The 11957-nt window shown below is 35.3% G+C and carries 10 protein-coding genes; 3 read left to right on the top strand and 7 right to left on the bottom strand.

Annotation, left to right across the window (positions count from 1 at the left end):
• Positions 1-11: 11 nt before the first annotated feature.
• From H3T57_RS07155 to cydD, 7 genes are all read right to left on the bottom strand, one after another.
• Positions 12-1415, bottom strand: coding sequence for a hypothetical protein (locus H3T57_RS07155; protein ID WP_155567551.1), 1404 nt, complete (start codon positions 1413-1415; stop codon positions 12-14).
• A 313-nt stretch (positions 1416-1728) separates the two neighbouring features.
• Positions 1729-1926, bottom strand: a complete 198-nt coding sequence (locus H3T57_RS07150; protein ID WP_155566218.1) for a hypothetical protein — start codon at positions 1924-1926, stop codon at positions 1729-1731.
• 16 nt (positions 1927-1942) lie between these two features.
• The gene (gene cydB, locus H3T57_RS07145; protein WP_198193666.1) at positions 1943-3079 is read right to left on the bottom strand and encodes a cytochrome d ubiquinol oxidase subunit II; all 1137 of its coding nucleotides are present in this window, start codon (positions 3077-3079) and stop codon (positions 1943-1945) included.
• A gap of 1 nt (position 3080) precedes the next feature.
• Positions 3081-4682, bottom strand: coding sequence for a cytochrome ubiquinol oxidase subunit I (locus tag H3T57_RS07140; protein WP_198193665.1), 1602 nt, complete (start codon positions 4680-4682; stop codon positions 3081-3083).
• Positions 4683-4872: 190 nt separating this feature from the next.
• Positions 4873-5343 (bottom strand): hypothetical protein, encoded by a 471-nt coding sequence (locus H3T57_RS07135; RefSeq protein WP_155568730.1) that lies wholly within the window; start codon positions 5341-5343, stop codon positions 4873-4875.
• A gap of 116 nt (positions 5344-5459) precedes the next feature.
• Positions 5460-7157 (bottom strand): thiol reductant ABC exporter subunit CydC, encoded by a 1698-nt coding sequence (gene cydC, locus H3T57_RS07130; protein ID WP_198193664.1) that lies wholly within the window; start codon positions 7155-7157, stop codon positions 5460-5462.
• Positions 7154-8830, bottom strand: coding sequence for a thiol reductant ABC exporter subunit CydD (cydD, locus tag H3T57_RS07125; protein ID WP_198193663.1), 1677 nt, complete (start codon positions 8828-8830; stop codon positions 7154-7156). Before cydD ends, cydC begins: the two co-directional genes overlap by 4 nt.
• Positions 8831-9196: 366 nt before the next feature.
• Between cydD and H3T57_RS07120 the strand changes: the two genes are divergently transcribed.
• From H3T57_RS07120 to H3T57_RS07110, 3 genes are read left to right on the top strand one after another with little or no spacing between them, the layout of a single operon-like run.
• On the top strand, positions 9197-10228 hold the full coding sequence (locus H3T57_RS07120) for a sulfate ABC transporter substrate-binding protein (RefSeq protein WP_198193662.1): 1032 nt from the start codon (positions 9197-9199) through the stop codon (positions 10226-10228).
• An 18-nt stretch (positions 10229-10246) separates the two neighbouring features.
• Positions 10247-11113 (top strand): sulfate ABC transporter permease subunit CysT, encoded by an 867-nt coding sequence (cysT, locus tag H3T57_RS07115; RefSeq protein ID WP_198193661.1) that lies wholly within the window; start codon positions 10247-10249, stop codon positions 11111-11113.
• Positions 11114-11956 (top strand): sulfate ABC transporter permease, encoded by an 843-nt coding sequence (locus tag H3T57_RS07110; RefSeq protein ID WP_198193660.1) that lies wholly within the window; start codon positions 11114-11116, stop codon positions 11954-11956.
• The last annotated feature ends 1 nt before the right edge of the window (position 11957 follow it).

Here is an 11957-nt window from a genome sequence, read left to right as displayed (position 1 = left end):
TAAATGCATCGCTAACCATCCATGTCTATCTGAAAATTCGTCGTCAAATTCTTATAAGAGGGAGCAGGATTATTGATGATTTCAACATGATCATGATATGCTGCTGGTTTAGAAAAAAACTCTATAACATTTGACCTCATCTGATTATAAGGTGCATTTGGAATAACTGGAACTTCTGTATCTATATCAACAAAAGAATTAATTTTTACATTTTCAATAATATAAAGAAATGTCGTATTTGATATATTTACAAAAAAGTTACTAAAACTAAAATTTAACTCAATTATACCATTTGCGTCTCCACCGCCAACAATAAAATGATTTAATCCATTTTTAGGTAACTTGTTAAATATACATCCTGTAAACGAATAATGACCTCCAGAAATTAACCATCCTTCAATAACATTAACATGATATGGATCGTTATCCATTTCATTTATTCTATCAATTTCAATTTCGATACCCCAAAAATTTACATAAAATTGTCCTGAAGTACCAGATAACCGAGTAAATCGGATACCTGAAATATATAATTCATTATTATTATCTAATGAAGAAGTATATGTCCAACATATTATTAATTTTGGTCGAGTCAAGCCAACTAAACTCCGATTTAAACCAATATTATTAGTATGCTTGTTCAGCCACTCTGTCGCCTGATCCAAAAAATCATCTCCGTAAGCCAAAAAAGTAACATTTTTTGTTTGAAGATCAAAAGTATGATCAATTTCTTTATCTGAATTTAGCTTACCATCTGGAGTTAAATAATGAACATCACTAGCTTTTAAATAAATCATAATTGATCCAGTTGCAGGAGCTTGTTGCAGAGCTTTACTTATAGAAAAATAAGGATTTTTCATAGTGCCATCTCCCATTTTATCATTACCTTCAGAAGAAGAAACGTAAAATTCTGTCTGAACAGATGGTGATGCAACCAATAACTGACCGTCTTTATCATAATATAAAATATTACCATAAATTTTTGATAAAACAGGATATCGTATCCAACCGTTTTGAGGGTTGATTATGTTAACTTTATTCTGGTTGGGATTAAATCTGTTATTATCCTCCAAACATTGCCATAAAACCCAAGGCCTGTTTGGATCATCCCCCTGCACGATGGTTCCTTTTGAATAACCATTGTTTTTATTACAAAAATCCTGGTTGAAACTTGGCAGACCTCCCGCCTGCATCCACTGTATAGCCTCTGTAATCTGGTATAAAATCCCGTTATGATCCTGTCCCCAGGGTGGAACACCACCTTTCAGGGCAGAAATCATAGTTTGTTTTGGAAAACCTTTTTCAATATCCGCACGTCCATTTCGATGATCTGCACCAGATTCAACAATATCAAAACGCTCGCCTTTTTCTGCCCATTTAGAGGAGAAAAGCTTTCCAGGTCTTTGAATAGACATATATAATCCCAACCAACTTTATTGTAAAATAACTAATTAATCATAATAAGAAATTAATTAATTACTTATTGATTGAATAGGGATTATTTGCCTTAGTTAATTAACTTATCAATATTATTCATTTACAAATTTTAATATATCACTTAATTATTTTAAATAACAAAGCCGAGAAAAATATTTTTCTCGGCTTTGTTATTTAAAATACATCTATTACATTAGGGAAAAATTCTTTTAGTAATAAAATAAAATATCAAATAAACAGCCAAATAAATAAAAGGAACGCAAAATACGATTAATTCAAGATAACCACCCATTAGAATTCTCCTGTTGAATCACGTAAATCTGATTGGGCATCAAATAAAACGGCCCCTGCCACTGATATGAGAATAATCATTACTGTACCAATTAACCATGCAAAATACCAAGGTCCCTGATCACCCACAAAAACAGCGATTAATAATGCGACTATTAAAACCAAGCCAAGTCCAGTGAAACGTAGAAATATAGACATAATAACACCTTATTATTCAATAACTGTGATGATCATTTATGATATTGGAAGTTTTAACCTTACCCCGCATGACATAAAAGCACCATGACGTATAAGAAAGGATGATGGGCACAAAAAGACAAGCCACAACAGCCATGCAAATTAGTCCATATAAACTACCGCAACTGTTCCATATTGTCAGACTTTGATTTGGAATTGTTGTTGAAGGCATAAAAAACGGAAACATGGCAGCCCCAACCGTACCAATAACACCAATCCAGGAACCAAGCCCAATCCACCAGGCAACAACAGGTCTATCAGATTTAACCATTAATGTTCCCAGTAACATGCATAAAACACCCAGCAAAGGTAATCCCCATAAAATTGGATGTTCATAAAAATGATGTAACCAGGCCCCTTTATATAATGCAACATTCTGACCAAATAATGGATTTGAAGGCATTGCGGGATGACCACTGACTAAAACAAATCCTTTAATTTGCGTAATCCATAATCCTCCCAACACAAATAATATTATCGCAATCATCTCTGCAATAGTGGCATATTTTTTTGCCCGTAAATAAATGGGATCTTCACCACGTATCATCAACATGGCTCCACCTTGATAAATACTTAACGAAACCGATAATAAACCACATAAAACAGCAAATGGATTAATCAGATAACTCCAGAAAGATTCATCTTGAAAATACTGTCCATTCCAAATGAAATGATATCCTACACCTTGCAAGATATTACCAAAGGCTGCTCCACAGACAAACATTGGAAAGAAACCAGAAAGCAAAAAAATCCAGTCCCAACTCGAACGCCATAATTTTGCATCAACTTTTGATCTAAATTCAAAAGCTACAGGTCGCAAAATCATGCTGAACAACAGTAAAACCATAACAACATAAAAAACAGAAAACGCCGTGGCATACAAGGTTGGGAAAGCAGCAAAAATGGCACCTGCTCCCAAAATAAACCATACCTGATTCCCTTCCCAATGGGGTCCGATAATATTAAGGGCTGTACGACGCTCAACATCATTTTTGCCAACGAAACGAAGAAGCATACCAACACCCATATCCATACCGACCATCAGGCCCAATCCAATAAGCAGGATACATAATAATGTTGCCCAGATTAATTTGAGAATTACATAATACTCCATATCAATCTCCCCAACCTTCTTGATATGTAAACACTTTTTTCGATAAAGAATCCATATCTTGATATTTTACCGGCCCAAGTCGAGCAAATTTAAACATCAAATAAAATTCCACAACAATAAATACACTGTAAAATAATAAGAAGCCGATCAAGGAAAAAACCATATATCCCGCACTATGTGTTGACGAAGAAACAACTGTCGGCAGAATTTCATAAACGGACCATGGTTGTCTTCCTACCTCTGCTGTGATCCAACCGAACTCGGATGCAATAAAAGGAAGCGGAATTGACCATGTAATTATCTTTAAAAACAAACGGTTTTTTTCAATTTGTCTTTTCAGACTTACATAAGATCCCATGGCAAAAATGACAAAGAAATAAATTGCAAGGAAAACCATAATTCTAAAGGCCCAGAATGTGACAAAGACATTAGGGACAATATCATTCTTGGTTTTTTCAATAATAGTCGATTTATACTCTGGCGTGATCTTTGCTATATCCTGATCCGGAGCATATTGACTTGCCAGAAAACCATATCCCATATCTTTTTGATGAGCCTTAAATATATCAAGATCAGCCTGTCGATGGTCTTCCCCATAACGTTTTAAAGCCGATACCGCCTTTATGCCCGACTCAATCCTTGGAACCGCTTGATTTTTTAATTCCTTAACACCAGGAATAGAAGTTGTAAAATCATGGGTTAACAAAGGGGTTAAAACAAAAGGAACTCCAACCTCCAAATGGTTTGTCTGCTTTTTATCATCGGGAATACCAAATAAAATCCATGGTTCATAAGGAGGTTTGCTTGTTTCCCACAACCCTTCCATTGCAGCAACTTTTGTCGGTTGATGCATATAGTCCAATCGGCCAAGGACATCCCCAAGCGTTATGACTGCAATTGTTGAAATAATTCCAAATAATGCGGCCATACGAAAAGAACGTGCGGCAAATTCACGATGCTGTTTACGTAATAAATAAAATGCGCTAATCCCCATTACAAACATTGATGCGGTTACAAATCCTGCCACAGAAGTGTGTACAGCTTTTGCCTGTGCATCAGGATTGAAAACCAGAGCAACAAAACTTGTTGAGGTTAATCGCATGGTCTCTGGATCAAAATGAGCCCCTGCAGGCATATTCATACATGCATTTGCCACTAAAATCCATAAGGCGGAAATATTTGACCCCAATGCGACAAGATAGGTAATTGCCAGATGAGCACCACGGCTCAACCGGTCCCATCCAAAAAACATTAGTCCGATAAATGTTGATTCCATAAAGAAGGCCATTAAACCTTCAATCGCAAGAGGTGTTCCAAAAATATCGCCAAAGAACCTTGAATACATTGACCAGTTCGTGCCGAATTCGAATTCCATGGTTAATCCTGTTGCGACACCAATCGCAAAATTAACACCAAATAATTTTCCCCAGAATTGTGTCATTTCCTTGTAAATTTCTTTACCAGTAATGACGTAGGCAGTTTCCATGGCAGCCAAGATAAATGTCAGACCCAGTGTCAAAGGAACAAACATGAAATGATACAAAGCTGTCAAAGCAAACTGAAAGCGGGAAAGATTTACAACCAGAAGGTGTATCCCATCCATTTTATATAACTTTCATTTTTTCAAAAAAATGTTCTAGTCTAATATCTGGCCAAAATAGAAAATCATAGAAAAAGACAACAAAAAACCCTGTACCAAATAAAAGAATGATTATTTGATTGCTTTATAAACTATTTTATCAACGAGGTGTTTTCTATAATAGCCAAACACAAATATTGTTTGAATATTTTACTTATGAATATGTTTCATAAAATGGAGGCGCTCTTGCCCCATTTGCCTTGTAAAAAATATTGAGTGGAGCCTTAGCAAGATATATCCGATATAAATATGAAATAATGGATATTAAAATCGAAGGTAATAAAGGCTCATAATTAACAATCGATATTGGCAACCAAAAAATACTACAATAAAGACAGAAAAGTATCCCTTTTTGTTTTGAATGAGAAGTTGAACCGTGAGAAGAGGAAATTTTCTCATCCATTGGCATAATGGCGTTATTCATACTCAACATACTGTTCATATGTTGCATATGCATCATGGCCTTTGGCGCAAATTGCCCATTATGCATTGGGCAATGCCATATTTTCGTAAATGTCAGGGGCGTAGTGAATAAATGAAAAACAAAGAAAAACAAAACTGTCAGTGCCGTATAGTTACAAGCCCTATCCATGTTTTTTTCTTCAATTTTCCGTTTTGGATACATTATCAGACAGCTAAAAACAATATTAATTCCTTAATAACATATCCTGTTAAAATCGATTGATAAAAAAACTGTAATTATACGTAAAATATTCGTGTAATTTGATTTTGAAATTAAGATTATTTTTTATAATCATCCATGATAACTTTATTAAAACATCCATTTTCCAGCGAAAAAACAAGATTCATTAAAAATAATATACTTGTTTCATGAGTAATGATTATCAGAGTTTTGTCAGCATATAGTTTCAATAATTCCTGCATCATTGTATATTTTGTTTGCTGATCCAAACCATCTGTTGGTTCATCAAGAATCAACCAGGGGGTTTTACGTAAAAGAGCAATAGCAATAGCCAATCTTTTTGCCTCCCCTCCCGACAATTCTATTGCATTATTGCCTATATGACTGTGAATATTCTTTGGTAGTCGTTTAACAAAATCATCAAGTTGCACAATTTTTAACACATCATAAATTTCATTTTCAGTTGCATCCGGTACAATCAATCTAAAATTATCCATGATGCTTCCAGAAAAAAGATGAAAATCCTGGGAAACAACAGTGATAAAAGAAGATAAATTATCCGTATTCAAATTCTTGACAGCTTCACCAGCAAACTTAATTTCTCCAGCCTGGATTGGATAAAACGAAAAAATCAAATTGATCAAACTACTTTTACCAGTCCCGGACTCGCCAATAATCGCCACTTTATCACCTTGTTTGATTGTTAAAGATGCATTCTGTAAAATCATTCTTGGGTTATGGGGATAACTGAATTGAACTTTGTCAAATACAAGACAGGTGGAAGAGGATACGGAATTGATGACCCTACTGCTTTGTTCATCTTTCCCTATATTTGATAGAATCTGTAACCTTTTTTGTGCCAGGCGTGCTTTTATATGAGCATGACAAGCCTGTGGTAAGGGAAGTACAACATCAAAAGCTGCCATTACACCCAAAACCAACATGGGAATTTCAGCTGCATTCAGCCCCATATCATGATGAGCATTACTGGCCTGAAACAAAACGGCAATAACACAAAGCATCATAATAAATGTAATTAATGACTTGGCCACACTTTCAATACAATCCAGCATCAATCTGCTTCGATCAATAGATTTCTGAGCAGTCTGAATTTTTATAAAATACTGATCAATAACCTTAAAAATATATAATTCACCAAAATGACGCAGAGTCTCACCTAGATCAGCCTGTAAATTGTTTCTTGATTCAAGAATATGACAAATATACTTGTATGAACAACCGTAAACTCCAACAGAAACCAGACCGACTGCCATGATAAAAGCTATGGCCAAGGAAAAAGCCGCCACAGGCAAAAAGAAATAAAAGGTAACAATAAATATAATCCCACAACATAAAGCCCGAATAAATGGAAGCAATGCATCAGTATAATAATTTGCTATATTTTCTGAATCGGAAACAAATTGTCCCAGCAAGTCACCCCCTCTTTTATTCACAAGTCCTGCAGGTGTTAAGGGGATCAGACATTCATAAACCTTTTTTCTTGCCAGGCTTATAACCCTTAATGCACCATCATGCGTGATCACACGTTCCAAATATCGTGTCACAATCCGTGTTATGGCAAAAAAACGGACCCCTGAAGCTGGCACAATAATATTAAATGCCTGAACGGCAATAATCCCGGTTAATCCAACTATGGCTGCACTAGCTATCAGCCATCCTGATAAAAACAGCAACCCAAAATTACTCAGGGCCGCGATACAAGATAAAAATAGACCCAGCATTAAATGCCATTTAATCGGTTTAACCAATTGAAAAAAAGAAAAATTAAAATTCATAACGACTTGCCATCAACCCTTGAATTATGAAGCAGTTGTCCCCGGTCTATTTGCACAGAAACCTCACCATAAGAGATTAAAAGGGGATTGTGCGTTGCCACAATAACAATCCTGCACTTTTTAAGAAATTGAATAGTCTGAATGATCTGCAAGGCATTTTTTTGATCCAGCCCGGAAGTGGGCTCATCAAGAATCAGAATATCTGGATTTTTTAACAGCGCTCGTGCCAACATAAGGCGTCTTATTTGTCCACCCGATAAATTCTGCCCTTCCTCCCCTATATGAGTTTCAAAACCCTGTGGTAAGGTTTCTATAAAAGACAAAATACCGGCTTGATTGGCTACATTACGCAATTGATCAAGAGAAGGTTCAAAAGCTTTCAGGGATAAATTATCCCTAATCGTCCCATATAGCAATAAAGGTTCTTGAGGAACCCAGGCAATATCCACCATATTTAGAGATTGTGACTGGTTTTTTAAATCAATCATTTTAAGCGTGCCTGATTGTATAGGCAAAAAACCAAGTAGAATATTTAATAAGGTCGTTTTTCCTGCACCACTATGACCAAATATAATATTGAGCCTATCTCTTAAAAATGTACAAGTAATATCCTGCACTAAATTTATATTTTCTTTATTCTTAACCGTTACATGATCGAGAATGATTTCCTTAATACATGAATCTATCCTTTTATTTTGATAAGAAAATTTAATTAGTTTCGGTAAACTGTATATTTTTTTTAATTGATCCAAGGCTGCATTTGCATTTTGTCTGGCATGGTAACTCGATGAAAAGTCTCGTAAAGGCATGAAATATTCTGGCGCCAATAACAGGACAAGAAAAGCAGAGTGAAAATGCATGGTTCCATTTAACAAACGAATACCAAATGTCACAGCGACAACTGCAATTGATAAACTTGAAAAAAATTCCAACACTGCTGACGTTAAAAACGCAACCTTCATAACTGACAGTGTTGTTTTACGATATTCATCTGAAAGTTTTTCAATAAATTTCAGACTTTCACCAGCCCGTCCAAATAACCGTAAGGTCTTCAACCCTTTCAACATGTCAAAAAAGTTTCCGCTTAACAGGGATAACTGCCGCCATTGTCTATCCATAATCACCTGTGCCGTATATCCAACCAAAGCCATAAAAAGCGGAATTAAAGGACCCGTACATAACAAAATCACAAAACCCCAAATATCAAAGTTTAAAACAGTGGCCAAAATAAACAGGGGCAATATGACCATCATCACGGCACTAGGGATATAGCGTGCAAAATAGGGAAGCAGATTATCGACGGCTTCTGTTAGGCTGTTAACCATTTCCCCCAAAGAAATATGACTGTAGGAAATTGGACCTGTTCTAAACAGTGATTGATAAATCTCCAACCTTATGGCTTTTGTAATTTTTAATGCCGCTTTTATGCCAGTAATATCAGAAACAGATCTGGTACAAATTTGAAAAAATACACAACATATAAAATAAATAACTTCGTTATCAACAAAAGAAATATTCGCTTTATAAAATATGATTGAAGTAATGATTTTTGACAACAACACCAATTCTAATATTAATAATATTGATGAAATTGAAGATAAAAAAACAGTAATAACAAACCAATTTACTGATAATTTAATAAATTTGTTAAGCGTTATTGATATATTATTCATTTTTATAAAACATATAAAATTAATCTAAATTTTATACTAATCTAAATAATCATTATTTAAATTGGCGGCAACATGATGATAATGATATAAAATATATTTTATATTGACCCCTAAAATTATAAAATAAACATTTTCGCGAAAATTGAAATTTGTTGTAAAACAGAAATAATTGTTATATATGTCAAAATTTAATGTCATCAAATTTATCTCCTAGATAAATCTGAAAATTTATATTTACACAGATTTAAAATACTTTATAAAAAAGTAATTTATTATATTTTTTAAAAATTAACTTTTATTTTTTGTTAAAATAGTTCATATTCACATTTACGCAAGTAATTATTCCCCTTTCAAAGCCATATCCCTATGTTTTTATTCAGATATATTACTCAAACATTACATTTATATATAGCTTTGATTATTGCAGTTTTTGCCGTCACAACATCCACCGCCCGTACTAAAACCATAACTCTATTGAATTCTTCCTATGATCCAACACGAGAATTTTTTCATCAATATAACCATTTTTTTCAACATTACTGGAAACAAAAAACAGGTCAGGATGTCATAATATACCAATCCCATAGTGGTTCAGGAAAGCAGGCCAGGGCCATTATTGACGGTATGCAAGCCGATATTGCCACACTAGCTCTTGCCGGAGATATTGATGCAATCAATAAGTATCACCCCTTGCTGACCAAAAACTGGCAGGACAATTTTCCCAATCATAGTGTTCCTTATACATCAACCATTGTTTTTCTTGTTCGCAAAGGTAATCCCAAGCATATCCATGACTGGAATGATCTTGTCAAACCTGACATTGCTGTAATTACCCCCAATCCAAAAACCTCTGGTGGGGCAAGATGGAATTTTCTCGCTGCATGGCTTTACAGTTATACCAAAAATCATGATCCACAAGAGGCCTATGATTTTGTCAAACAGCTTTATAAAAATGTTCCCATACTTGATGCCGGGGCAAGGAACGCCAGTCTTACATTTACCCAACGCAACATTGGAGATGTACTTATTTCTTGGGAGAATGAGGCCTATATGGCAACCCGTGAATCAGGGACAGGACAATTTGAGGTAATAACCCCATCCACATCTGTCCTAACGGAACCCCCCGTTGCACTCATCGATACTGTTATTGACCAAAAAAAAACAAGGGAAGTAGCAAAAGATTATTTACTTATGCTTTACAGCGATGAAGGTCAAAAAATTGCCGCTCAAAATTATTATCGTCCCATTAATCCAGGTATAGCATCCCATTACATCATGTTTCGTCCCCTTCATCTTTTAAAGATCAATGATTTCTTCAAAAACTGGACAGAGATTAACCAAGAGTTTTTCAAAGATCATGCCATTTTTGACCAAATCATTCACAGTATTAATCAATAAAGCCATAAGGAAAAAATTATGTCTTTTTCCCGATATTCAATTCTTCCAGGGTTTTGGCTTAGTTTTGGATACAGTCTTTTCTGGTTGTCCTTTATCGTTTTATTACCATTGGTTGGACTGATTCTTTACAGCACCCATATCAATAGTCATCAGCTTGTCATGATCTTAACCGATCAACGCTTATTAAGCGCATTAAAACTTTCTTTTTACACCTCTTTCTGCGCTTCTTTACTGTCCTCTATCCTAGGCGGTTTTTTGGCCTGGAATTTAATGCGTTACGAATTCAAGGGAAAAAAAATAATTGATTCAATGATTGATCTTCCCTTGGCATTACCTACTGCAATTGCAGGCATTGCATTAACGGACTTATATGCGCCCAACGGTTTATTCGGTACAATTTTACCCTTCAAGGTTGCCTACACACCCCTGGGAATTATTCTTGCCCTCATATTCGTTACAATTCCCTTTGTAATCAGAACCTTGCAACCCGTTATAAAAGAGTTCCCCCCCTCATTACAAGAGGCGGCTTACACACTAGGTGCAACCCGTTTACAAACATTTATATATATCTTTCTCCCCATTTTATTTCCTGCATGGCTTACCGGTTTTTCGCTTTCTGTTGCAAGAAGCTTGGGAGAATATGGCTCCGTTGTGTTCATTGCCGCGAATATTCCTTACAAAACGGAAATTTTACCTATCTTAATCGTATCAAAACTTGACCAGTTTGATTATACGAGTGCAACTGTAATCAGTCTCTTAACGTTGCTGGTTTCTTTTTCTTTATTATTTTTTTTCAACCTGTTCCAAAGACATTTTAAACCTTACCGCCTAATTCTATCCACATCCCGGCTTTCCCCTTTTAATATTTTTCAGAGGAATACATAAATGCCCCTTTATTCCTCCAAACCTTTTGTAAATTGGCAAAAAAACAGCCTTATCTTTATTACTTGGCTTATTTTTTTAATTATTTTTATCGCACCCCTTTCTATCATTCTAATTGAAGGTTTAGGCAAGGGTATTGTCTTTTTCTGGGTCACCTGTACTTCGTCAGAAGCCCTGGCGGCACTAAAATTAACAATAATAGCGACTTCCTGCGCCGTTTTTTTCAATGGAATCTTCGGACTGATGGCTGGATGGTGTTTATGCAAATATGATTTCAAAGGGAAAAATATACTTTTAACCCTCATCGATCTACCTTTTTCCATTTCCCCTGTGATTGCAGGTTTGATTTGTACCTTATTCTATGGATCGCAAGGTATTTTACATACTTTTTTAATGCATTATCACTTACAAATTATTTATGCAATTCCAGGAATTATTCTTGTAACCATTTTTGTGACTTTTCCTTTTATCGCACGTTCTTTGATCGCCTTAATGCAAACCCAGAGCAATCAAGAAGAGGAAACCGCCCGTTTGTTAGGTGCATCAGGATGGCAAATTTTTAAAAAAATAACATTTCCCAACATCAAATGGGCATTTCTATATGGTATTGTTATGTGTACCGCCCGTGCCATGGGAGAATTTGGTGCCGTTTCAATTGTTTCAGGCCATATACAAGGCCTGACCAATACCTTACCCCTTCATATCGAGATTTTATATAATGAATATAATGCCGCGGCCGCATTCAGTATTTCCATTCTCCTTCTTATCATGGCCCTATTCATTCTCATTCTAAGATATTGGTGTGAGAAACAACTTAAACCGTCCCAAAAGAAGGGAAATAGTTAAA

Origin of the sequence: Commensalibacter sp. W6292M3, assembly GCF_016101315.1 — a bacterium.
Lineage (GTDB): Bacteria > Pseudomonadota > Alphaproteobacteria > Acetobacterales > Acetobacteraceae > Commensalibacter > Commensalibacter melissae.
The sequence above is the reverse complement of the archived record's forward strand: the minus strand, read 5'-3'. Positions and strand labels throughout refer to the sequence as shown.

Excerpts from the sequence above, each read along its gene's own strand:
- H3T57_RS07155 (WP_155567551.1), bottom strand. The coding sequence starts at position 1,415 with ATGTCTATTCAAAGACCTGGAAAGCTTTTCTCCTCTAAATGGGCAGAA.
- H3T57_RS07150 (WP_155566218.1), bottom strand. The coding sequence starts at position 1,926 with ATGTCTATATTTCTACGTTTCACTGGACTTGGCTTGGTTTTAATAGTC.
- cydB (WP_198193666.1), bottom strand. The coding sequence starts at position 3,079 with ATGGAGTATTATGTAATTCTCAAATTAATCTGGGCAACATTATTATGT.
- H3T57_RS07140 (WP_198193665.1), bottom strand. The coding sequence starts at position 4,682 with ATGGATGGGATACACCTTCTGGTTGTAAATCTTTCCCGCTTTCAGTTT.
- H3T57_RS07135 (WP_155568730.1), bottom strand. The coding sequence starts at position 5,343 with ATGTATCCAAAACGGAAAATTGAAGAAAAAAACATGGATAGGGCTTGT.
- cydC (WP_198193664.1), bottom strand. The coding sequence starts at position 7,157 with ATGAATTTTAATTTTTCTTTTTTTCAATTGGTTAAACCGATTAAATGG.
- cydD (WP_198193663.1), bottom strand. The coding sequence starts at position 8,830 with ATGAATAATATATCAATAACGCTTAACAAATTTATTAAATTATCAGTA.
- H3T57_RS07120 (WP_198193662.1), top strand. The coding sequence starts at position 9,197 with ATGTTTTTATTCAGATATATTACTCAAACATTACATTTATATATAGCT.
- cysT (WP_198193661.1), top strand. The coding sequence starts at position 10,247 with ATGTCTTTTTCCCGATATTCAATTCTTCCAGGGTTTTGGCTTAGTTTT.
- H3T57_RS07110 (WP_198193660.1), top strand. The coding sequence starts at position 11,114 with ATGCCCCTTTATTCCTCCAAACCTTTTGTAAATTGGCAAAAAAACAGC.